This window comes from Bacillus sp. TCT6, assembly GCF_056033845.1.
The window spans coordinates 4,185,491-4,208,703 of sequence record NZ_JBVYHX010000001.1; the positions used below are offsets into that span (position 1 = coordinate 4,185,491).

Genomic DNA, 23,213 nt, shown 5'->3' on the forward strand with positions numbered 1-23,213 from the left:
CTCAGCCTTTAGATTCCCATAGGTACCATATACAATCCAGTATCTTCATCCTGTTTTACAATGACATCTACACCATATATTGCTTTAACCATCTCTTCTGTTATTACATCATTAGGATTACCTTTCGTAATGATCTCTCCATCTTTCATAACGATAATATGGTCGCTATAACGAATGGCTTGATTAATATCATGTAATACCATTACAATCGTTAATCCATACACTTCATTTAACTCTTTCACTAATTCTAATATTTCTAGCTGATAGTAAATATCTAAATAGGTTGTCGGTTCATCTAAGAAAAGCATTGGTGTATTTTGAGCTAATGTCATTGCGATCCAAACTCGCTGCCTCTCTCCACCGGATAAAGCATAGATTGGCTTATCACGCTTACTTTGTAAATTCGTACATACTAGTGCACGCTCTATCGCTTCTCTATCTTCATCTGTTTGCGGAGAGAAAATATTTTTATATGGCATACGCCCAAAGCTTATTAGCTTTTCCACTGTAATATCTGCTGGAGCCTCATTTTGTTGGTGGACAACTGCTAGCTTTCTAGCAAACTCTTTCGGTTTATATTCACTAATCGCTTTCCCATCAAGTATTACTTCTCCACTGCTAGGAACGTGATTTCTAGACATGACACTAAGTAATGTTGATTTCCCGCATCCATTCGGGCCAATGATTGTTGTAATTTTCCCAATTTCTATTTCACTACTAACAGACTTTAAACGATTTGTTACGTTATCATATGAAAAGGTTACATTTTTAATTTCCATGAACTTTATCACTCTTTCTAAGCAAGAATATTAAGAATGGACCACCAATAACCGCCATAATTGTTGCTGCTGGAATTTCATTAGGTGGCACAATTAACCTTCCAATCGTATCCGCCGTCAAAATTAATAACGCCCCTGCAAGAGCAGAAAATGGAATTAATACTTTATGGTCTGAACCGACCAATTGTCTTGAAATATGCGGAACTAGCAATCCTACAAAAGCAATAACACCTGCAATCGCTGTTGATACTGCCGCTAAGAGTACTGCAATGGCAGAAATAATAAGACGAACTCTCGTCACGTGCAAGCCTAAGTTTTTCGCAGTCTTATCTTGTAGCGATAATAAGTTACACCAAGCTCCTACGAACAGAGCAAGAATAAGACCAATCGTTCCATAAGTCACCATTATTTCTACATCGCCCCACGTCTTCATTGTTATGTTAGAAGTCGTCGTTTGCTTAATACTTTTAATAAAATACCCACAAATCGTAACGAATGATTCATTTAATCCAGTAAACATCGCATTAATGGCAATACCAATTAAAATAATGCGAAGTGGGCTTAACCCTGACTTCCATGAAAACGAATAAACGAGATAACACGCAAGCGCACCACCTAAAAAGGCGAATACGGGGGTCCAGAAAAAGAATTGCGGGAACAAAGTAATAATAACGAGTGTCATAAAACTTGCTCCTGAAGATATACCGATTACCCCAGCATCAGCGAGTGGATTCTTCATAACAGCTTGAAAAAGCACCCCTGAAACAGCAAGAGCCGCTCCAGTGAACAGCGCAATAATAATACGAGGGAAACGTAAATCTTTAATGACTTCAACATCTTCATTTCCACCTATAAATATCCCTTGTACAAGTTCAACAATACCTACTTCTAAACTCCCTTTCATCGCTGACAATGATGTCATAACAATGAGCAATGCAGTAACAATGAGGAAACTCCAAGTTTTTTTATTCATTCTACTCTTCCTTTATATTAAAATGCATCACGGATACATCATTTTTTTCAATTCATCTAAAGCTTCAATTGCTGCTAAATTGCCTGTCGTTCCAAATAAACGCTCTTCTAAATCATAAACACGGTTATTTTTAACCGCAGCAAAGTGTTTCCAAATATCATTTGTTTTAAATTCTTTATCAAACATTTTTACAACCTCATCAGGCATACCATGAGCTGCTCGTAAAATAATATCTGGATCAGCTTTCTTTAAATACTCTGTATTAGAAGCTAAATATTCTACTTGTTCACCTTGCACAATATTTTTACCACCTAATTGTTTTACTAAATCTCCAATATAAGAATACTCTGTTGCTACTAAATAACTTCCCGGCACACCTAATAAAATAAGCACTGTCGGTTCTTTCTTTCCTTTTACTTCCTTTTGAATGCTAGCAACCTTTTTATCTAACTTAGTTACTACTGCTTCAGCCTGTTTTTCACGTCCATATTTCTTACCTAAATCGCTAATAGAACTTTGCATATTTTTTAAACTCGTTAAATCTAAAAAGTTTGCTTTCATACCCACACCATCAAAAACTGGCTTTAATTCGTATTCAAGTGTTGTCACAGATAACACTTCTGAAGGCTTTAATGACTTTACCTTTTCCATATCTGGACTCATTGGATTCCCAACTTCAGGTAAACCTTTATATCGCTTCGGTAAAGTTTTAGAACTTGTTGGAACACCGACTAAATCTACTTCTAACGCATCCATAATTTCAGTAACAGCCACTGTTGTTGCAACAACGCGCTCTTTACTCTCACTCTTTACCTGCTTTGCTGTTTCTTTTTTTGGTGACGAGCACCCGGCTATACTCATTAACAAAATGATAGCCATTAGTACACTTACGATTTTCTTCACTCTCAATCACCACTCCCTTCCATACAATATGAAACAAGTCTTGATGCACGCGAACATGCATCAAGACTCCAAAAATTACAATCTACCTGCTCTATATTTACGAACTAGTAAAGCAAGTGAACCTAGCAGTAACACCATATATAAACCAAGTTGTGCTGTATCTGCAGTTTTTGAGTTTTTCTCTTTTTTTGAATCATTTTTTGTATCTTCTTTTTTCTTCTGACCATCTGCATTTCGGTTAAAATCAGGAGTACCTACTGTTTTTACATTATCTACTTTCGGTGTAGTCACTGGATTTTCCGGTTCATTCTTCGGTTCCTCTTTAATAGTTCCTAACGCGCCGATATTATTTGTATCAAATTGAATTTGTACATCGTAGAAATGATGATAGTTCATCTCATCGATGTCTACCTTTACTTTTGCGTTTAATTTTTTAAATAGATCTTCTACTTCAAACTGTACTACTCGCGTATTTGCATTTTTATCTTCGCTTACTACTTTCGCATCAGCGAATAGTTCCTTGTTTTCCGTTTGGAATTTCGTAATCCACGCACTATTTTTCAGCGTCATCTCAATGTATTTTTTACCATCTTTTACGATTAATTTCGCTGGATTTACAACATAGTCATGCATCTTTGAAATTTCATCTGTTTTATCTTTTAATACTTTAAATGTAATATCATATTGGCCATCTACTAAATTTTTCGGATCAACTATTACTCTCGGGTTATTATTTCCACCTTGGTTGTTGTTTCCACCTTGGTTGTCGTTTCCACCTTGGTTGTCGTTTCCGCCTTGGTTGTCGTTTCCACCTTGGTTCCCTAAAGCTTTAATACTGTCTTGATCAAATACAAATTGAACATCGTAGAAATGGTGATAATTCATTGAATCAATATCTACTTTTACTTTTGCATTTAATTTTTTAGACAAATCGTTTACTTCTACTTCTACTACTCTTGTATTTTGTTCTTTATTTTCACTTAACACTTTTGCATTAACGAAAGAACCATTCTTCTCAAATTCAAATTTCGTAATCCATGTACTATTTGTTAATGTAAACGATACGTATTTCTTACCATCTTTTACTTTTAATACACCTGGGCTTTTTGTGTATGTGTTCATCATTGAGATTTCATCTGTTTGATCTTTTAACACTTTAAAGCCAATGCTGTATTCACCATCTTTAAGAGCTTTTGGATCAATTGTTGTGTTATTATCTTGGTTATTGTTTCCACCTTGATTGTCGTTTCCACCTTGGTTGTTATTTCCACCTTGGTTGTTATTTCCGCCTTGGTTGTTATTTCCGCCTTGATTGTCGTTTCCACCTTGGTTGTTGTTTCCGCCTTGGTTGTTATTTCCGCCTTGATTGTCGTTTCCACCTTGGTTGTTGTTTCCGCCTTGGTTATCTAACGGCTTAATGCTACCTTTATCAAATGCAAATTGAATATCGTAAAAATGGTGATAATTCATTGAATCGATATCTACTTTTACTTTTGCATTTAACTTTTTCGATAAATCTGGCACTTCTACTTCCACTACGCGTGTATCAGCTTTTTTATTTTCACTTATTACATTTGCATCAACAAACGAACCATTTTTCTCAAATTCAAATTTTGTAATCCAAGAACTGTTCGTTAACGTAAATGATACATACTTCTTACCATCTTTTACTTTTAGCACACCTGGACTTTTTGTATATGTGTTCATCATTGAAATTTCGTCTGTTTGATCTTTTAACGCTTTAAAATTGATGCTGTATTCACCATCTTTAATTGTTTCAGCATCTGGTTTTTTATTTTCATCTGGTTTTTCTGCTTCCGGTTTTTCTGCTTCTGGTTTTTCTACTTCTGGTTTTTCTGCTTCCGGTTTTTCTGCTTCCGGTTTTTCTACTTCTGGTTTTTCTGCTTCCGGTTTTTCTACTTCTGGTTTTTCTGCTTCCGGTTTTTCTACTTCTGGTTTTTTCTCTTCATTTTTAATTTGTTCAAGTTTATCTTGTTCAAATAAAAGTTGTACATCATGCGTTTGCTTATAATTTCTTGATGCCATTTCGATAAATACTTTTGTATTTAGTTTTTTAGATAAATCGTTTACTTCAAACTCTACTACTCTTGTATCTTTTTCCTTATCCTCACTCACTACTTTTGCATCAACAAATACGCCATCTTTTTCCGTTTGGAAATTTTTAATTAATGAGCTACTTTTTAGTGTTACAATTGCTTTTTTCTTACCGTTTTCTACTTTTAATACTCCTGGATTTACCATGTAAGTATTCATCTTAGATTCTTCATCTGTTTGATCTTTTAACACTTTAAATGGAATGCTGTACGCACCATCTGTAATTGTGTTAGAATTTGGTTGTTGATCTGGGTCAGGCTTTTGGTCGGGCTTCTGACCTGGATCGGTAGTTTCATTTGGATCTGGCTTATTAGCTGGGTCCTCTTTTTCATTTGGTTTTTCTACATGAATTGGTGTAATGCTATTTTGATCAAATGCAATACGAACGTCGTACTCATGATGATAATTTAAAAAATCAATATCTACTTTTACTTTTGCATTTAATACCTTCTCTACATCTTCTACATCAAATTCTACTACTCTTGTATCTTTTTCTTTATCTTCACTAATTACATTTGTCGCAACTAGCTTACCTGCTTTTTCTGTTTCAAACTTCGTAATCCATGAACTATTTGTTAATGTAAAGGATACTTTCTTTTTCCCATCCTTCACTTTTAAAGTTCCCGGGCTTACTGAATATTGATTCATCATTGATTCTTCATCTGATGTATCTTTTAAAACTTTGAAGCCAATTGAATATTCACCGTCAGCCAACTTGGTAGCTGCTTGAACTGCAAGTGGTTGTAATGTTGATACGAATGTAAATATCATTAAAAACATAGCAACAATAATTTTTGTATACCTGTTCAATGGAACGACTCTCCCTTTTGAAAATTATTTAATACTATTCCCATCAAATACAAAGCGAATATCATACGAAGCATTATAATTAATAATTGGAATATTAATTTTCACCTTGCCATTTAGTTTTTTTGACAAGTCAGCAACTTCAAATTCTACAACTCTAGTATTATCTTTTTTGTTTTCACTTAACACGGTTGTTTCTACAAATTGACCACCTTTTTCTACTTGGAAACTTTTAATAGAAGCACTATCTTTCACTTTAAATGAAACATATTGTTTTCCATTTTTAACTGTTAATGTTGCTGGGCTTTCAAAATAACTATTCATTCTAGACGATTCATCTTTATCGCCTTTCCATACAGTAAAAGCAATATTATATTTTCCATCAGCTAGTTTTGTAGCAGCCTTTGCATCTTGTAAACCTAGTGTTGCGATAAACGTAAATAAAACAGCAAATACGGCAATAATCATTTTAAATTGTTTAAACATATATTCATCACCCTTCAAAAGATTTATTTACTCAACTTCACTTTACGAATTAAGAAAGCACCTGAAATAAGAATTAACACTGCAAACAATCCAATACGTGCTTCATCGCCTGTTTTTGGATTATCTGTTTTTTCAGCTTTTCCATTTTCATTTTTTGTTTCTTTGTTCACTTCTTTAGCTGTTTCCTTACTCTCTACTTTTGTTTTCTCTTCTTTTACTTGTGTATCTGTTTTCGCTTGATCATTATTTTTTGTAGTAGCAGCTATGCCGTTATCGCCACCTACAGCTTTTACATTTGCATCAAAAGCAAAACGAATTGTGTAGTGGTGGTCATAGTTTGCATTTGGTACAACAACATGAATTTTTACAGCTGCCGGTTTGGATAAATCATCTACTTTAAACTCTACTGTTCTTTTATCTGCCGATTCATCTTTACTAACAACTTTCGCATCAACAAAATCCCCGTTCTCTGGTGCTTTAAATTCTGTAATCCAAGCACTATGATTCATCGGAACTTGTACTCTCATCTCACCGTTTTTCACTACTAATTTTGCTGGCTTTTCAAAATAGTCATTTGCCATTGAAGCTGAATCATTTTCCGCTTTTTGAATTACGTAATTAATATCGTAAGTACCATCAGCTAGTTTTGCTGAAGCATTTCCGTATGGCATTACAAGAAAAGCTAGCATACATACGAACGTTATAATAAAAGCGGGTAATACAGAAACCTTTTTCATTTTTCTTGTTTCCTCCTTGGTTATCTTTCATTTCACTTTTTTGAAAATGATAATTATTCTCAATTTATAAGAAAAAAATAATCTCTTTTACCTATTATTTAATTAGCATTCTTTTATGTAACATAAGTATTATTGATTATCATTCTCATTGAATATTAAAAATAATATCTCACCCTATTCCTTATACAAAGGCATAGAAACTGAGAAAAAATTATAAAACTTTTTTATTGATTATCATTCTCAATATAAATCAAAAAAAATAAACTATCTCTTCGCCTCTTCTTTCACCTCTTCCCATAACAACACTATAGTTATAGAAACCCCTTATCCCTCACTTCCCTTCCAATATTTCCACAACTAAGTCAATCTTAGCCTACTCATAATTTTTTTGTCAACTATATTACGTATAAAATTTTTAATATCTGAATTTCTCTATATATGGCTTTTTCTACAAAAAAAGAGACTTTCTATTATAGAAAGCCTCTTTTCTCTATTTTTCTACAGCAATTTCCTGCTTTTGAAACTTAGAAACTATATAACCAAATCCTATACCGATTATGCCTGGAACTAACCAACCAATTCCTACACTATATAATGGAATCTTATCTAAAATAGGTGCTAGCGCTGCAATTTGAAGGTTTGCATTGTGTAATCCATCAAAGAAACTGATTGCAAATGCTCCTACAATCCCCCCCACATACATCGCTAATGGAAGACGAACGTAGTTTTCAACAAGTGATAATACGATAAGTACGATTCCAATTGGATAAATAGCGATTAAGATTGGTAATGCTAATGCATTTAACTGAGTTAACCCAAGATTTGCTACCATAAATGCTAATACACAGAAAATGAAAACGACTTTTTGATAAGAAAGCTTTGGTAATAAGGAAGAGAAGTAATCACCACAAGCTGCAACAATACCTACAGAAGTTGTTAAACATGCTGCTGTAATTGCGATCCCTAGTAATAAAGTTCCGTAACTGCCAAATAAATGATTCACCACATTTGTTAAAATAATTCCTCCGTTTGCGCCCATTCCAAGTGACACACTAGAAGCTCCAAGATAAGCAAGCGCTAAATACACAAGTAGTAGACCAAGCGCTGCAATAAACCCTGCAAAGATTGTTACTTTTGCAATACTATTTTTATTTGTAATGCCTTTTTCTTTTAACGCATGAATTACAACATTTCCGAATACAAGTGCTGCAAGTCCATCTAAAGTTAAATATCCATCAATAAATCCTTTGAAGAGAGGAGCACTATACACTTCTGTCGGTGCACCAAATTCTCCAATTGGTGTAATAAGTGCTTTACCTACGATAATTGCAATAACAGCTAATAATATTGGAGTTAGCACTTTACCAATACGCCCCACTAATTTCGAAGGATTTAAAGCTAAATAGAAAGTTACTGCAAAGAAAATAAGTGTAAAGATAACAAGTGGATATGACTGACCTGCTATCTCACTTGGTAAAAACGGTGCAACACTCATCTCATAAGCTACTGTTCCTGTACGCGGCACACTTACGAATACGCCTAAACATAAATAAATGGCAGTGATAAAAACAAGTGCGAATATAGGATGTACACGTCCTGCTAGCTCATTAATATCTCCCTTTAAAGCTATAACAATTACGCCTAATAAAGGTAGTCCAACGCCTGTTACAATAAAACCAAACAGCGCGATCCATACGTCCGTTCCAGCACCTTGCCCTAACGCTGGTGGAAAAATCATATTACCTGCACCAAAAAACAGTGCAAATAACATTAAACTTATTGCAAACATCTCTGAAAACTTTAAAGATGATTTCATTTCTACTAACCTCCTAAAATAATTAATTAACAAAATATTCTGAAAAAGAATCCGTCACATATCCTCTTTCAAGCACACTTCCCCGTAAAAGAACGCAAAAAACACCCGTCCCTAACAAAGGGACGAGTGTTGAAATCGTGGTTCCACCCTTATTCTAATAAAATGAATTTATAGCAAAATAAGCTCATTTTATAGCTCGTGTAAATTGATAACGGTTTTATCCGTCAAGAATTACAATGCATCATGTATGCAGTTCACTCTTGAAGTTTAGAGGTGGTAAGCTTGTCTTTTCGTATTAGGAAGCTCACAGCCTAAGGCTCCCCTCTCTGAGAATCGTAAAATACAACTCATGTCCTCATCATTACTTTTATAAAATATCTTGTCGAAACTTGTTGTTTTTTATTATATGGGCTATTTTTTAAAAAATCAATAGTTTTATTTTTTCTGACAAAAAAATATTGGGAGAAAACTTTTCCTCCCTATAACTGATCTATTAGAATGTCTAATTCCTCCGATGTAACGCTCCTCCACTTTCCTACTTCAAGCTCATTTAGCTCTATATTCATAATGCGTACTCGCTTTAGCTTTATTACAGTAAACCCGAAAGCACGGCTCATTCTACGAATTTGCCTGTTCATCCCTTGCGTTAAAATGATACGAAATGTTGATTGATCGACTCTCGTCACTTTACACGGCTTCGTCATACCATCTTTAATCTTTACACCGCTGGACATCTCATTAATAAACCAGTCCGTAAAAGGTTTATCGACTGTGACAACATATTCTTTCTCGTGCTCATGATCACCATGTAAAATTTGATTCGCAATCGTACCGTCATTCGTTAATAAGATAAGTCCTTCTGATGCTTTATCTAATCGCCCAACTGGAAAGATTCGCTCTGGATAATTGATATAATCAATAATATTATCTTCAATATGATCGGCTGCTGTACAAGTAATTCCGACCGGCTTATGAAAGGCTATATACACCTTCTCTTTCTCTTCTTTTGCAATAACCTGCCCATCAATCGTTACTACATCACCATCGCTCACGAGTGCACCGTGCGTACATATTTCGCCGTTAATAGCCACGCGTCCAGCTTTAATGAGGCGATCTGTTTCACGTCTTGAGCAGGATTTTGCTTCGCTTATGTATTGGTTGATTTTCATGTTTTATTCCTTTTCACATATATTAAAAGCGTCAATCTATGGCAATATCATTATGCCACGATTGACGCTTTTTCAATTCGCAAAAACAACTAAATAAATAACCCCAATCACCAAAAATATTCCACAACAAGCTAACAATACTTTTGCAAGTTTGTCCATAAACATATAATGGTTTCCCCTTTGTTTCGTTGTTTTCTATTTTAATTCGACAACTGTTACGCCTAGGCCTCCCTCGCCCATGTCACCGTAACGGTAATTCTTCACGCCGCGGTGCTTCTTCAAGTAATCTTGTACACCTTGGCGAAGCGCTCCTGTTCCTTTACCGTGAATGATTGATACACGAGGATAACTTGCAAGCTGGGCATCGTCTAAATATTTTTCAACGCGCATCATTGCATCTTCATAACGTTCACCGCGAAGATCAAGTTCCAATGAAACGTGGTAATCTCTACCCTTCACACTTGCGACTGCTTTTTTCTCTGTTTGCTTCGGTGTGTTAATGTATTCCATGTTAGATTCTTTTACTTTCATCTTCAGAATACCGATTTGTACGCTCCACTCTGTATCACTTACTTTTTCAAGTAATTGACCCTTTTGACCGAACGTTAATACTTTTACTTCATCACCTGCCCGTAACTGTTGTTTCGGCGCAGTGTTTTTTACGTTTACTTTTTGTTTCTTCACAAGCTCTGGCGCTGTGCCTTCTAGACGGCTCTTCGCTTCAATAAGCTCATGATCTTTCACATTTACAAGCTGTGCTTTACGCAATTGACGAAGTTCTTGAATAATACCTTCTGCTTCTTTCTTCGCAGCTTCGACTTTTTCTTCCCCTTCTTTTTGCGCTTTTAATAATTTTTCATCACGCTCATCGTTAAACTCAATAATTTGACGTTGCAACTCACGATGAAGTTTCTCAGATTGTTTGCGAAGTGCCTCTGCTTCGTTCCAGTCACGCTCTGCGTTCTTCTGGCTTTCTTCTAACTTCGCAATCATATTTTCAATTTTATTTGTATCTGTACTAATGTGGTTACGTGCTTGATCAATAACGCGATCAGATAATCCAAGGCGCTTTGAAATTTCAAAGGCGTTACTGCGACCTGGTACACCGATTAATAATTTATAAGTTGGACTTAATGTATTTACATCAAACTCAACACTCGCATTAATAACTTGCTCACGGTTGTATCCGTATGCTTTTAATTCTGGGTAATGCGTCGTAGCAACAACACGAGCACCGCGGTTACATACTTCATCTAAAATCGAAATTGCTAGTGCAGCACCTTCTTGCGGGTCTGTTCCAGCACCTAATTCATCAAATAAAACTAAGCTTTCAAAATCAGCTTTTTCTAAAATATCTACAATGTTCACCATATGTGAGGAGAACGTACTTAAGCTTTGTTCAATCGACTGCTCATCACCAATATCAGCAAAGATGTTTTTAAATACACAAATCTCTGACTCATCCATTACTGGAATGTGAAGACCAGATTGCGCCATTAATACACAAATACCAACTGTTTTCAGCGTAACTGTTTTACCACCTGTATTCGGTCCTGTAATAACAATTGTCGTGAAATCTTTACCTAGCATAATGTTATTTGGCACAATAATTTCTGGATCGATTAGCGGATGACGAGCTTGTCTTAAATCCATATAACGCTCGTTATTTACGATTGGTTTCGTTGCTTTAATTCGCTTCGCATAAAAAGCTTTCGCAAAGATGAAATCAAGATTTGCAACTACTTCTACGTTTGATAAAACGATATCGGCTTCTACTGCCACTTCTTCTGTTAACATTAATAATATACGTTCAATTTCTTGTTTTTCTTTCACTCGTGCTTCTTGTAGTGCATTATTTAATTCTACAATGACTTGCGGTTCAATAAATAACGTTTGTCCAGAAGCAGATTGATCGTGAACAATACCACCATATACGCCGCGGTATTCTTGTTTTACTGGGATTACGTAACGTTCGTTACGAATCGTTACAATCGAGTCAGACAGCATCTTTTGCGCGTTTGAAGAACGCGTCATATTTTCTAACTTTTCACGAATACGACTTTCCGCAGTACGAATTTGAGTACGAATACCACGCAGTTTATCACTCGCGCTATCGACTACTTCACCGCCATCACCGATGCAATTTGTAATTTTCTTTTCTAAATCATATAAAGATACAATTTGAGCGACATGAGTTTCTAAAATCGGAAGCTCGACACCGTTATCAACCATATCTTCAATGAAACGTTTCATATTGCGACTACCATACATCGTATTCGCAATATCAAGTAGCTCATTCGGGCTTAACATGCTTCCAATCTTTGCACGCTTCACATTTGAACGAATATCCGTAATGCCACCTAATGGTGCACTACCTTTTAAACGAATGACTTTCGCTGCTTCATCCGTTGTATCTTGCATTTCTACAATTTCTTCAAAATCAGTGCTCGGCACTAAATGCTTCACTTTATCACGGCCAAGTGAAGAGGCTGTATGTTCAAGTAATTGTTCTTTTACTTTATTGTATTCTAATACACGCAACGTTCTTTCTAACATGTTGCAGGTCCCCCTTGTGTTACTTATTACGTTTAATATAGTCTAATAAACGTTCAATATCCCACGTGTTAATCACGTTATCTTTTTGAATCCAACCTTTACGTGCTGCAGCTACACCTGTTTCCATATCTTCTAACATTTCAAGTGTATGAGCATCCGTATTAATCGCTACTTTTACACCAGCATCTTGTGCTTGTTTTAATAATTTCGCGCTTAAATCTAGACGGTTCGGATTCGCATTTAATTCTAAAACTGTATTTGTCTCTTTTGCGAGTTCAATTAATAAATCTGTATCTACATCATAACCCTCACGGCGCCCGAGAAGACGTCCTGTCGGATGAGCAATCATTGTGACATGTTTATTCTCAAGTGCAGTACGCAGACGTTTCATAATCGTTTCACGGTCTTGTGAGAAGCTAGAGTGGATCGCTCCAATGACATAGTCTAATTCTTCTAATACTTCATCATCAAAATCAAGCGAGGCATCTGGTAAAATGTCCATTTCAATTCCGCGTAAAATTGTAATGTCTGGATACTTTTCATTCATACGTTCAATTTCTTTCGCTTGCTCACGAAGACGCTCTTTCGTTAAACCATTCGCTACTTTCAAATATTGCGAGTGATCAGTAATCGCCATAAACTTATATCCACGAGCACGGCACGCTTGTACCATTTCTTCAATAGAAAAAGCACCGTCACTCCAAGTTGTATGCATATGTAAATCACCTTGTATATCGGAAAACTGAATTAAGTTCGGATACTCTTTAATTAATTCAATTTCTTTTCCATCTTCACGCACTTCTGGCGGAATAAATGGCAGACCGAAATGAGCGAAGAAGTCTTCTTCATTCTCAAATGTTTTCACTTCACCTGTTTCCAAGTTTTCTACACCGTACTCACTAATTTTCTCGCCTTTATCTTTTGCGATTTGACGCATTTTTACGTTATGGTCTTTTGATCCTGTGAAATGGTGAAGAGTTGTAATAAACTCTTCTGGTTTTACTAAACGAAAATCAATTGAAATATCATATTCATATTGAAGACGGACAGAAACTTTTGTATCTCCACTTGCGATTACTTCAATCATATTATCGAATTGTAGTAAATGCTCACGTACCGCTGCTGGTTCTGTCGTTGCAATGATAAAATCTAAATCTTTCACTGTTTCTCTCGCGCGGCGTAAGCTACCAGCGCGAGAGAAACGAATTACTTCAGCAATATTCGACAATTTCTCCTCTATTTCCCCGGCAATAGGCAATACCATCGCAATTGGTAAACGCTCTGGACGAGAGCCTACTTGATCGATTGCTTCTAATATTTTCTCTTCTGTCTTCTTACCGAAACCTGCTAAAGCCTGTACTTTATTTTCCTCACAAACAGCTTTTAGCGATTCCATATCAACAACACCAAGTTCTTTATATAACTTAGCTACCTTCTTACCACCAAGTCCTGGTAGTTTTAATAACGGCAATAAGCTACTTGGTACTTCTTTCTCAAGTTCTTGTAATACTTCAGATGTTCCCGATTCTATATATTCTTGAATAACGGCTGCTGTTCCTTTTCCGATGCCTGGAATCTTTGTGAAATCTTCAATTTCAGAAAGACTACGATCGTCACTTTCTAATGCTGCTGCCGCTTTACGAAATGCAGATATTTTAAATGGATTCGCACCCTTTAGTTCCATAAAAAGCCCGATTGTCTCTAATAATTTGATAACTTGTTTTTTATTTACTTTCATCATTGCCCCGCCTTTCTTTCATAGAAAAAAACTTCTCTTTCCGAAAAAAGAGAAGTTATACTCTGCTACCTGTCTGCCATAGTTCCTTCACCTTTTCAGATAGAATCGGTGTATCGTCTACAATTATTTTGCTAATTGATGATTTTTGTAATGGTGTTTGTACTTGTTCAATCGGAAGTATGTTTCCAATGATAATTAAGACAAACAAAATAATATATACTTCTAAAAATCCGAGGATTGCCCCCGCAAACGCATTTACTTGCTTTAAAACCGGTATTTCTGCAAACATATTTAACAAATTACCAAGTAATGAAAGTGCAATTTTAGTGATAATAAACAATATGATAAACGCAAGCGCTTGATAAAATACTGTCTCAATATTATTTGCATCAATCCATTCTGGAACAGATACGTTTTTATCAAATGGATACGGAATAAATTTCGCAAGTGCTGGCGCTAAATCTTTACAGTACCAGTATGCAACAAGGTATGCGATAATAAAGCTTGTTAACTTTACAAGTTGCAGAATAAACCCTCTGCGTAAGCCGAGGAAAAATCCCATAACAAGCAGTAAAATGATAATAATATCAATCATGTTATTCCATTCCTTTTTTTGTCATACTTTCTTTCAATTTCTCATGTTCTTCTTTTAATTTTATGTAATCGTGTATGACGTTTACCGCCGTCAATACCGCTAGTCTACTCGTGTCAAGCGAAGGATTCTTGGCATTGAGTTCGCGCATTTTATCATCCACAATCGCTGCTACCATGCGGATATGACTTGTACTTTCATCGCCAACAACTGAATATTGTTGACCATAGATTTCTACATTAATTCGACTTTTCTTTCCCTTTTGTTGTGACAACTCACCGGCCTCCAATCACGTACAGAATCCTAAAGTTTATCATACCATGAACCTTCATAATATGGAAACAGAAAGAACAATCCGATATGATAAAAATAACAATATAAAAAAAGGGGCGACCATTATGTCAAATTCTATCGTAATTCAAACAAATTCTACAGTAATTGAAGACATGAAACAACAATATAAACATTCGCTTAGCCCGAAAACTCCGCAAGGCGGGATCTTCATGGCAAAGGTACCATCTTGCACGATTACAGCGTATAAATCTGGAAAAGTAATGTTCCAAGGAGGCCGCGCTGAAGCAGAAGCTTCTCGTTGGCAAACTGTCTCTCAAACACCCAAAACAGCTGTAAAAAAAACTGTCGATTCACATCGTTATGCACCGCCTGCTTCCATCAGTACAATGTCTATTGTAGGGTCTGATGAAGTTGGTACGGGAGATTTCTTTGGACCGATGACAGTCGTTGCTGTATATGTAGATGCAAAGCAAATTCCACTACTAAAAGAACTTGGTGTAAAAGACTCTAAAAACTTAAATGACGATCAAATTACTGCCATTGCGAAACAACTTCTACATGTTGTTCCTTACAGCTCTCTTGTCCTTCATAATGAAAAATATAACGAGCTATTTGATAAAGGAAACAACCAAGGTAAGCTAAAAGCCTTGCTACATAATAAAGCTATTACAAACTTATTAGGTAAAATGGCACCTACAAAACCTGAAGGCGTCTTAATCGATCAATTCACACAACCTGATACATACTATAAATATTTAGCAAAACAAAAACAGGTACAGCGTGAAAATGTTTATTTCGCGACGAAAGGTGAAAGCGTCCATTTAGCAGTAGCCGCTGCTTCTATTTTAGCTCGCTACTCATTCGTAAAACAGTTTGACGAACTAAGCAAAAAAGCTGGTATGCCACTTCCAAAAGGTGCTGGTAAACAAGTTGATATTGCTGCAGCTAAATTAATTCAAAAGCTTGGTAAAGAACGATTATCCGAGTTTGTGAAACTGCATTTCGCTAATACGGAGAAGGCGTTTCGCTTATTAAAATAGTATCGACAAAAACAGGAGCCTACAAACTCCTGTTTTTTGTTTCACCCTACTATTGTCCTTATAGTTTTGTGACAATTACAATATACAGATTATTCTAACATACGAGGAGATTCCCATTGCTACTTCTACAAATGATTCTAAATATTTTACTAGGCGATCCACACGAAAGACAGTTCAAAATTAGAGAAAATATTCAGATACTAAGTGAAAAGCCTGCATTCAATAATTTAAAGGAGGGAATTTATATAAACGCTGTAAAAGTGAAAAAGTTATTATATGTTTTCGTACATCTCGTAGGTCCACTTTCTTACTTCATTATTTCTACTGTTTGGGGCACTTTCTTCACTACTAAATCCACATTCGAAAACATATCTGATAGCCTTAGCGTTATGGCCATCTATCACGTGTTCATGAGTTTACTATGGTTTTTCTATTTAGATCGATTAGACAAAGACATAGATCAAATTACAAAAGAGATTAACGATAACAAGATGTAATACATAAAAAGGAGAGCCCCTAAGACTCTCCTTTTTTATGTTAGCTTTGTTTCTGCTTCTTATTAGATGAAGATACCTTATGAGAACCTGTTTCATGTGTCGTCGTTCCTTGTCCTTCTACTTCCGGAGAACCTAGGCTCGATCTTGAATGATCTTTTTTCACTTTTTTACTCATTTTATTCTCACCCCTTCGCGTTACTTTTTGCTACGGGGTCATAAACTATGCAAACAAAAAAGCGAGAGGAAATCCTCTCGCTTTTTTCATATTTTAGAACTCAGAAGAACCTGGAGTTCTTGGGAATGGAATTACGTCACGGATGTTAGCCATACCAGTGATGTACATTAGGAAGCGCTCGAAACCTAGACCGAATCCAGCGTGTTTTGTACCGCCGTATTTTCTAAGTTCTAAGTACCACCAGTAGTCCTCTTCGTTCATACCTAATTCTTTAATTCTGTCTACTAAAACGTCCATTCTTTCTTCACGTTGACTTCCGCCGATTAATTCGCCGATGCCAGGAACTAGAAGGTCAGTAGCAGCTACTGTTTTTCCATCTTCATTCATACGCATGTAGAACGCTTTAATGTCTTTCGGGTAGTCAGTTACGAATACAGGGCGTTTGAAGATCTCTTCTGATAAGTATCTTTCATGCTCTGTTTGTAAGTCAATACCCCATTCTACTGGGTACTTGAAGTCAGCACCTGATTCTTGAAGTACTTTAATTGCTTCTGTATATGTGATGCGACCGAAGTCAGAGTTAATCACGTTGTTCATACGCTCTAGAACTGTTTTATCAACGAAGCTGTTGAAGAAGTCCATTTCTTCTGGTGCATGCTCTAATACATATTTCATTGCATATTTCAGCATATCTTCTGTAAGATCCATTACATCGCCTAACTCAGCGAATGCAATCTCAGGCTCAACCATCCAGAACTCAGCAGCGTGGCGAGTTGTGTTTGAGTTTTCTGCACGGAATGTAGGTCCGAATGTATATACATCACGGAATGCTAATGCATACGCTTCAGCGTTCAGCTGTCCACTTACTGTTAAGTTTGTTTCTTTACCGAAGAAGTCTTTTGACTCATCAACTTGTCCGTCTTCACCTTTTGGTACGTTGTTTAAATCTTGTGTTGTTACGCGGAACATTTCGCCAGCACCTTCTGTATCACTACCAGTGATGATTGGTGTGTGAACATGTACGAATCCACGCTCTTGGAAGAACTGGTGAATCGCAAATGCTGCGATAGAACGTACGCGGAACGTTGCAGAGAATGCATTTGTTCTTGGACGTAAGTGAGCGATTGTACGTAAGTATTCAAACGTATGACGCTTCTTTTGAAGTGGGTAATCAGAATCTGATAAGCCCTCGATATCAATTTTTTCTGCTTTAATTTCAAATGGTTGCTTCGCTCCAGGCGTTGCAATTACTTTACCTTCTACTTTCACTGAAGAGCTAAGTGGAAGCTTTGCAATTTCTTTAAAGTTCTCTAATTCTGTATCGAAAACGATTTGAACGCTTTTGAAAAAGCTACCGTCGTTTAATTCGATGAAACCAAATGCTTTTGAATCACGTAAATTACGAATCCACCCTGATACTTGTACTGTTTGACCTGCATACTTTTCTGTATCTCTATACAGACTTTTTACTAATGTGTTTTCCATAGTGAAATTCTCCTTTGCTGATATATTTAAATACAAAAAAACCTTTCATCCATAAAGGGACGAAAGGTTAAACTTCGCGGTACCACCCAATTTGTCATAAAGACCAACTTTAACTCGTATGTAATACATACTTCCCGGTTTGTAACAGGCCGGCTTCCCGTCTAAGTCTACTCTTGAATACAAGATTCAATTTCGGTTAGCAACTCCAAGGTGTTCTTCACATATACCGCCTCATCAGGCTCTCACCGCCCCTGACTCGCTTTGGATTATAGTATATACTACTTTTCCTTATCATCGTCTTTCATTTTGTTAAACTAAAATTAATGTACTACATTCGAGAGAAAGATGCAAGATGCCATAAAATATATAAGCGATTTTTGTAATATATCGACTTACCGACATCTGTCGACGATTGTGCAATAAAAAAATTGCCGGAATGAATCCGGCAATTTTCTAATTACTTACGTAACTCCGCACCAAATTTCTCTTCTACCGTTGTTAATACACGGTTATGCGCTTCTGTTACTTCTTCATCTGTTAACGTACGTTCTGCATCGAAGTAAGTCATAGAGAATGCAAGTGATTTCTTGCCTTCTTCCATTTTTTCACCTTCGTATAAGTCGAATAGTGTTACGTCTTTCAAAAGTTCTCCGCCAGCTTCAGCAATGACTTGCTTCATTTCACCAGCTTTTGTTTCTTTTGTTACTACAACAGCCATGTCACGTGTCATAGATGGGAAACGCGGAATTGCTGAGTAGTAAGTTTCTTCAGCGTCTGCACCGAATATTTTTACAAGAGATAGTTCAAATACGAATGTATTTTTCACATCTAATTGTTTTTCTGCTTCTGGGTGCAATTGACCGATGAAACCAATTACTTCGCCATCTAATACGATGTCAGCTGTACGACCTGGGTGCATACCTTCACGTTTCGCTGGTGCATATGTGATTTGGTTTGAAACGCCAAGTACGTCGAATAGTCCTTCTAGTACACCTTTCACAACGAAGAAGTCTACTACTTTCTTCTCACCTTGCCATGCATGGTGAAGAGCAAGACCTGTCATAACACCTGCAAGGTGTTGTTCTTCTTTCGGAAGTTCTCCTGCTTCTGTTGGTAAGAAGATAGAACCTACTTCGTATAAAGCAACGCTGTCGTTTTTACGAGCAACATTGTATGAAACTGCTTCTAGCAATTGTGGCACTAAGCTTAAACGAAGTTGGCTACGCTCTTCACTCATTGGAAGTGCAAGGTTTACAGGTGCCTTTTCGTTTGGCTCAATCATGTATTGTTTCGCTTTGTCAGCGCTCGTTAATGAATACGTGATTGCTTCATATAAACCAGCACCCTCTAAGAAGCGACGTACTTTACGACGTTTCGTTTGTGCTGATGTTAATTTACCACGAGTCATCGTTCCAGAAGGTAATGTAACTGGAATGTGGTCATAACCGTATAGACGGCCCACTTCTTCTACTAAGTCTTCTGAAATTGTAATATCAGGACGACGTGCTGGTACATTTACATGGAATGTTCCTTCTACTTCTGTGAATGGAAATTTCAAGTTCGCGAACATTGTACCCATTTCACTCGCAGAAATATTTGTACCTAATACACGGTTTACTTTTTCAGCAGTAACAGATACTGTACGCTCTTGTACTTGTAAGTTATCAGCTTCTACTACACCTTCAAGTGCTTCACCGCCAGCATATTTCGCCATTAAGGCAGCTGCGTGTTGAATTGCTTCAAATGTACGTGTTGGGTCGATTCCTTTTTCAAAACGTGCACTTGATTCACTACGAAGACCTAAGTCTTTTGATGTGCGGCGCACTGTTTGACCTGCAAAGTATGCAGACTCAATTAGAACGTTTACTGTCTCATTTGTAACTTCAGAATCCGCCCCACCCATTACACCAGCAACAGCTAAAGCTTTTGTTCCGTTTGTAATTACAAGATGGTGGCTTTGTAATGTACGCTCTTGATCATCTAATGTTTCAATTTTTTCGCCTTCTTTTGCAAGACGAACAACGATTTCTTTTGAACCTAATTTATCGTAATCGAATGCATGTAACGGTTGACCGTATTCCATTAAAATGTAGTTTGTAATATCAACTACGTTGCTAATTGGACGAATGCCAGCTGCCATAAGACGGGTTTGCATCCACATTGGTGATGGACCAATTTTTACGTTCTTCACCATTTTTGCAATGTATAATGGATTTTCTTCTTTCGCTTCTACACTTACAGAAATGTAATCAGAAGTTTTTTCTGCTGTTTCTTGTAAGTCGATAGCTGGAAGTTTTACTTCACGGCCGTAAATAGCAGCCACTTCATATGCAACACCTAACATGTTTAAGCAATCTGCACGGTTTGGTGTTAAACCAAGCTCAAGTACTTCATCGTGTAAGTTTAAAATTTCAAGTGCATCTGCACCAACTTCAGCGTCACTTGGGAAGATAAAGATACCATCTGCATATTCTTTTGAAACTAACTTTCCATCAATGCCAAGCTCTTGAAGAGCACAAACCATACCGTGAGAAGCTTCACCACGTAGTTTTGCTTTTTTGATTTTGAAGTTACCAGGAAGTACAGCACCAACTTTTGCAACTGGCACTTTTAAACCTTTTGCAATGTTAGCAGCTCCACAAATAATTTGAACTGGCTCTTCTTCACCGATATCGATTAAGCATTTGCTTAATTTATCAGCTTCTGGGTGTTTTTCACATTCTAATACGTGACCAACTACAACACCTTTTACACCTTTATTTAATACTTCAACGCCTTCTACTTCAATACCACTTTTCGTGATTTTGTCTGCTAGTTCTTGTGCTGTTACATCTTTAATATCTACATACTCTTGTAACCAACGATATGATACGAACATATTTATCCTCTCCTTCCCTTACGCTCGTTTGAATTGTTGTAAGAAACGTACATCATTTGTATAGAAATGACGAATGTCATCTACGCCGTATTTCAACATTGCGATACGCTCTGCGCCCATACCGAATGCGAAACCTTGATATTCTTTTGAATCATAACCAGCCATTTCAAGTACGTTCGGGTGAACCATACCTGCGCCTAGAATTTCAATCCAGCCAGTTCCTTTACAAGTGCCGCAACCTTTGCCATGACACATCATACAAGAAATATCCATCTCTACAGATGGCTCTGTGAATGGGAAGAAACTTGGACGAAGACGGATTTCACGATCTTCACCGAACATCTTTTTCACGAATACTTGCAGTGTACCTTTTAAGTCACTCATACGAATGTTTTTATCAATTACAAGGCCTTCAATTTGCATGAACTGATGTGAATGCGTCGCATCATCATCATCGCGGCGATACACTTTACCAGGACAAATAATTTTGATTGGGCCTTTTTCTTTATTATTTTCCATCGTACGTGCTTGCACAGAAGATGTATGTGTACGTAGTAACGTTTCTTCTGTAATGTAGAATGTATCTTGCATGTCACGTGCTGGGTGATCTTTCGGTAAGTTTAGTGCTTCGAAGTTGTAGTAGTCTTTTTCTACTTCTGTTCCTTCAGCTACTTCATAACCCATACCGATGAATACATCTTCAATTTGTTCAACAACAGCTGTTAACGGATGGTGACAACCTGTTTCAACAGGACGACCTGGTAATGTAACATCAATTGTTTCCGTAGCTAATTTCGCTTCAATTACTGCTTTTTCTAAGTTGCTAATTTTGTCTTCTAGACGCGTTTGAATCGCTTCACGTACTTCATTCACTAATGCTCCCATACGTGGACGCTCTTCTGCTGATAATTTTCCCATGCCGCGTAATACTTCTGTAATTGGACCTTTTTTTCCTAAATACGCTACGCGTACGTCGTTTAAGCCCTTTAGCTCTTTCGCTTCTTCAATAAGCTCTAACGCTTTTTGCTTTAGCTCTTTTAAACGTGCTTCCATTTTGGAACCCTCCTAATTTTAAAAATAAAAAAACCTCGCTCCCAAAAAGGGACGAGGTAAATTCGCGGTACCACCCTAAATTGACAGAACAAGTCTGCCCACTCATTAGTTATAACGATCAATTCTGACCGGAACGCCTTTACATATACATGGTCCTGGCGTCAACTCCAGAGGTGAATTCACTTCCGTCTACCATAAGAATGCTTTCAGTCTACGGCACTCTCTCCCTATATGGCGATTTTGTAAGCTACTCTTCTCTATCAACGTTTTTCGTTATTTAACTTTTAATATAATGTACTTCAACTTATTATAAGAAGTTTTTTATTTGTTCGCAACTGGGCTTTGTAAATAATACGTTAAAATCCCTGCTGCAACCGCAACATTTAATGATTCTGCCCCGCCGTAAATCGGAATATACAAGTTTTGATCCGTTTTTGTAAGAATTTCTTGGCGTACGCCATTTCCTTCATTTCCAACAATTAATGCAAAACTTCCGGCCGGAGTTACCTCACCATACGGAACTCCATTTTCAAGAGCTGTTCCATATACAGGAACGTTATTTTCTTTTAACTTGTCTACCCATTCTTCTAAGTTCCCTTTTACAATTGGCAAGCGGAAAATAGAACCTTGTGTAGAGCGGAGTACTTTACTATTGTAAACATCAACACAACCTTCTCCAAGCACAACGGCGTGAATACCAGCTGCATCAGCTGTACGAATAATTGTTCCTAAATTACCTGGGTCTTGCAGTCCATCCAATAAAAGGAATTTCCCATCAGTAAGAGCTACTTCTTTCTCATGCTTCTCACAAACAGCAAATACACCTTGCGTCGTTTCTGTTTCACGAAGTATTTTTACAATAGCCTCAGGCACGATATACATTTCTACATCATTAACTGTCCAATCTTTCGGAAGGTCTGTCTGATCTGAAACGATAAGTTCTGTTACAATTCCTGCCTTCAAAGCTTCTTCGACTAAGTGGAATCCTTCTACAAAAAATAAACCTTTTTTATCGCGTTCTTTTTTCGTTTGCAGCTTTTTCCACTGCTTTACACGCGGATTTTGTACTGAATCAATGTTTTTCATAATATGTAGTTCCCTCTCTTCTTGTCTTATCATT

General features: G+C 36.8%; 19 protein-coding genes and 3 other annotated features. Of the genes, 2 read left to right on the forward strand and 17 right to left on the reverse strand.

All coding sequences use genetic code 11. The features are described from left to right. Positions 1 to 8 precede the first annotated feature (8 nt). From AC0ONG_RS21370 to zapA, 12 genes are all read right to left on the reverse strand, one after another. Entirely contained in the window at positions 9 to 779 is a 771-nt protein-coding gene (locus AC0ONG_RS21370) for an ABC transporter ATP-binding protein (RefSeq protein WP_000403765.1), read from the reverse strand. Next, on the reverse strand, positions 769 to 1,752 hold the full coding sequence (locus AC0ONG_RS21375; RefSeq protein ID WP_001036829.1) for a FecCD family ABC transporter permease: 984 nt from the start codon (positions 1,750 to 1,752) through the stop codon (positions 769 to 771). Before AC0ONG_RS21375 ends, AC0ONG_RS21370 begins: the two co-directional genes overlap by 11 nt. Before the next feature lie 27 nt (positions 1,753 to 1,779). Continuing rightward, positions 1,780 to 2,661: a heme ABC transporter substrate-binding protein IsdE gene (isdE, locus tag AC0ONG_RS21380; RefSeq protein ID WP_042595929.1), complete on the reverse strand. Its 882-nt coding sequence runs from the start codon at positions 2,659 to 2,661 to the stop codon at positions 1,780 to 1,782. A 69-nt stretch (positions 2,662 to 2,730) separates the two neighbouring features. Then, on the reverse strand, positions 2,731 to 5,580 hold the full coding sequence (locus AC0ONG_RS21385; RefSeq protein ID WP_474203977.1) for an NEAT domain-containing protein: 2,850 nt from the start codon (positions 5,578 to 5,580) through the stop codon (positions 2,731 to 2,733). A 24-nt stretch (positions 5,581 to 5,604) separates the two neighbouring features. Next, entirely contained in the window at positions 5,605 to 6,063 is a 459-nt protein-coding gene (locus AC0ONG_RS21390) for an NEAT domain-containing protein (protein WP_000476166.1), read from the reverse strand. 23 nt (positions 6,064 to 6,086) lie between these two features. Then, positions 6,087 to 6,800, reverse strand: a complete 714-nt coding sequence (gene isdC, locus AC0ONG_RS21395) for a heme uptake protein IsdC (protein ID WP_000757957.1) — start codon at positions 6,798 to 6,800, stop codon at positions 6,087 to 6,089. 490 nt (positions 6,801 to 7,290) lie between these two features. Further along, positions 7,291 to 8,616 carry a branched-chain amino acid transport system II carrier protein BrnQ6 gene (gene brnQ6 / locus AC0ONG_RS21400; RefSeq protein ID WP_000842652.1) on the reverse strand — a complete coding sequence of 442 codons (1,326 nt, stop codon included), beginning with the start codon at positions 8,614 to 8,616 and terminating at the stop codon, positions 7,291 to 7,293. Between the two features lie 115 nt (positions 8,617 to 8,731). Further along, positions 8,732 to 8,987 (reverse strand) — a binding site (T-box leader). Between the two features lie 108 nt (positions 8,988 to 9,095). Then, complete coding sequence (locus AC0ONG_RS21405; protein ID WP_000700740.1) at positions 9,096 to 9,785, reverse strand: 23S rRNA pseudouridine(2604) synthase RluF; 690 nt, start codon at positions 9,783 to 9,785, stop codon at positions 9,096 to 9,098. Positions 9,786 to 9,980: 195 nt separating this feature from the next. Beyond that, positions 9,981 to 12,341, reverse strand: coding sequence for an endonuclease MutS2 (locus AC0ONG_RS21410; protein ID WP_000893725.1), 2,361 nt, complete (start codon positions 12,339 to 12,341; stop codon positions 9,981 to 9,983). Positions 12,342 to 12,360: 19 nt separating this feature from the next. Next, on the reverse strand, positions 12,361 to 14,079 hold the full coding sequence (gene polX, locus AC0ONG_RS21415) for a DNA polymerase/3'-5' exonuclease PolX (protein WP_000867523.1): 1,719 nt from the start codon (positions 14,077 to 14,079) through the stop codon (positions 12,361 to 12,363). A gap of 55 nt (positions 14,080 to 14,134) precedes the next feature. Then, a complete protein-coding gene (locus tag AC0ONG_RS21420; protein WP_000565409.1) occupies positions 14,135 to 14,674 on the reverse strand; it encodes a CvpA family protein in 540 nt (179 codons plus the stop codon). Between the two features lies 1 nt (position 14,675). Next, on the reverse strand, positions 14,676 to 14,945 hold the full coding sequence (gene zapA, locus AC0ONG_RS21425; RefSeq protein ID WP_000082701.1) for a cell division protein ZapA: 270 nt from the start codon (positions 14,943 to 14,945) through the stop codon (positions 14,676 to 14,678). 124 nt (positions 14,946 to 15,069) lie between these two features. On the opposite strand from zapA, the gene rnhC reads away from it, so the two are divergent. Then, a complete protein-coding gene (gene rnhC / locus AC0ONG_RS21430) occupies positions 15,070 to 16,005 on the forward strand; it encodes a ribonuclease HIII (protein ID WP_474203984.1) in 936 nt (311 codons plus the stop codon). Positions 16,006 to 16,250: 245 nt separating this feature from the next. Next, positions 16,251 to 16,502, forward strand: coding sequence for a hypothetical protein (locus AC0ONG_RS21435; protein WP_033668924.1), 252 nt, complete (start codon positions 16,251 to 16,253; stop codon positions 16,500 to 16,502). Between the two features lie 40 nt (positions 16,503 to 16,542). Here AC0ONG_RS21435 and AC0ONG_RS21440 read toward each other — a convergent pair whose 3' ends face one another. The 5 genes from AC0ONG_RS21440 to AC0ONG_RS21460 form a co-directional block, all read right to left on the reverse strand. Beyond that, the gene (locus AC0ONG_RS21440; protein ID WP_000039593.1) at positions 16,543 to 16,677 is read right to left on the reverse strand and encodes a YuzL family protein; all 135 of its coding nucleotides are present in this window, start codon (positions 16,675 to 16,677) and stop codon (positions 16,543 to 16,545) included. Positions 16,678 to 16,770: 93 nt separating this feature from the next. Next, positions 16,771 to 18,162: an asparagine--tRNA ligase gene (gene asnS / locus AC0ONG_RS21445; protein ID WP_000432189.1), complete on the reverse strand. Its 1,392-nt coding sequence runs from the start codon at positions 18,160 to 18,162 to the stop codon at positions 16,771 to 16,773. Positions 18,163 to 18,214: 52 nt separating this feature from the next. Next, positions 18,215 to 18,466, reverse strand: a binding site (T-box leader). Between the two features lie 153 nt (positions 18,467 to 18,619). Beyond that, positions 18,620 to 21,040, reverse strand: a complete 2,421-nt coding sequence (gene pheT, locus AC0ONG_RS21450) for a phenylalanine--tRNA ligase subunit beta (RefSeq protein ID WP_000498180.1) — start codon at positions 21,038 to 21,040, stop codon at positions 18,620 to 18,622. Positions 21,041 to 21,058: 18 nt separating this feature from the next. Beyond that, positions 21,059 to 22,093 (reverse strand): phenylalanine--tRNA ligase subunit alpha, encoded by a 1,035-nt coding sequence (pheS, locus tag AC0ONG_RS21455; RefSeq protein ID WP_000388222.1) that lies wholly within the window; start codon positions 22,091 to 22,093, stop codon positions 21,059 to 21,061. A 44-nt stretch (positions 22,094 to 22,137) separates the two neighbouring features. After that, positions 22,138 to 22,366: a binding site (T-box leader), on the reverse strand. A gap of 48 nt (positions 22,367 to 22,414) precedes the next feature. Beyond that, the gene (locus tag AC0ONG_RS21460) at positions 22,415 to 23,212 is read right to left on the reverse strand and encodes a TrmH family RNA methyltransferase (protein WP_003309975.1); all 798 of its coding nucleotides are present in this window, start codon (positions 23,210 to 23,212) and stop codon (positions 22,415 to 22,417) included. Position 23,213 lies beyond the last annotated feature (1 nt).

What these genes read in the sequence shown, in the direction of transcription:
- rnhC (WP_474203984.1), top strand. Translation starts at nt 15,070, where the DNA reads ATGTCAAATTCTATCGTAATTCAAACAAATTCTACAGTAATTGAAGAC.
- pheT (WP_000498180.1), bottom strand. Translation starts at nt 21,040, where the DNA reads ATGTTCGTATCATATCGTTGGTTACAAGAGTATGTAGATATTAAAGAT.
- asnS (WP_000432189.1), bottom strand. Translation starts at nt 18,162, where the DNA reads ATGGAAAACACATTAGTAAAAAGTCTGTATAGAGATACAGAAAAGTAT.
- AC0ONG_RS21375 (WP_001036829.1), bottom strand. Translation starts at nt 1,752, where the DNA reads ATGAATAAAAAAACTTGGAGTTTCCTCATTGTTACTGCATTGCTCATT.
- brnQ6 (WP_000842652.1), bottom strand. Translation starts at nt 8,616, where the DNA reads ATGAAATCATCTTTAAAGTTTTCAGAGATGTTTGCAATAAGTTTAATG.
- AC0ONG_RS21420 (WP_000565409.1), bottom strand. Translation starts at nt 14,674, where the DNA reads ATGATTGATATTATTATCATTTTACTGCTTGTTATGGGATTTTTCCTC.
- AC0ONG_RS21410 (WP_000893725.1), bottom strand. Translation starts at nt 12,341, where the DNA reads ATGTTAGAAAGAACGTTGCGTGTATTAGAATACAATAAAGTAAAAGAA.
- AC0ONG_RS21405 (WP_000700740.1), bottom strand. Translation starts at nt 9,785, where the DNA reads ATGAAAATCAACCAATACATAAGCGAAGCAAAATCCTGCTCAAGACGT.
- AC0ONG_RS21440 (WP_000039593.1), bottom strand. Translation starts at nt 16,677, where the DNA reads ATGAGTAAAAAAGTGAAAAAAGATCATTCAAGATCGAGCCTAGGTTCT.
- isdC (WP_000757957.1), bottom strand. Translation starts at nt 6,800, where the DNA reads ATGAAAAAGGTTTCTGTATTACCCGCTTTTATTATAACGTTCGTATGT.
- AC0ONG_RS21460 (WP_003309975.1), bottom strand. Translation starts at nt 23,212, where the DNA reads ATGATAAGACAAGAAGAGAGGGAACTACATATTATGAAAAACATTGAT.
- AC0ONG_RS21390 (WP_000476166.1), bottom strand. Translation starts at nt 6,063, where the DNA reads ATGTTTAAACAATTTAAAATGATTATTGCCGTATTTGCTGTTTTATTT.
- pheS (WP_000388222.1), bottom strand. Translation starts at nt 22,093, where the DNA reads ATGGAAGCACGTTTAAAAGAGCTAAAGCAAAAAGCGTTAGAGCTTATT.
- AC0ONG_RS21370 (WP_000403765.1), bottom strand. Translation starts at nt 779, where the DNA reads ATGGAAATTAAAAATGTAACCTTTTCATATGATAACGTAACAAATCGT.
- polX (WP_000867523.1), bottom strand. Translation starts at nt 14,079, where the DNA reads ATGAAAGTAAATAAAAAACAAGTTATCAAATTATTAGAGACAATCGGG.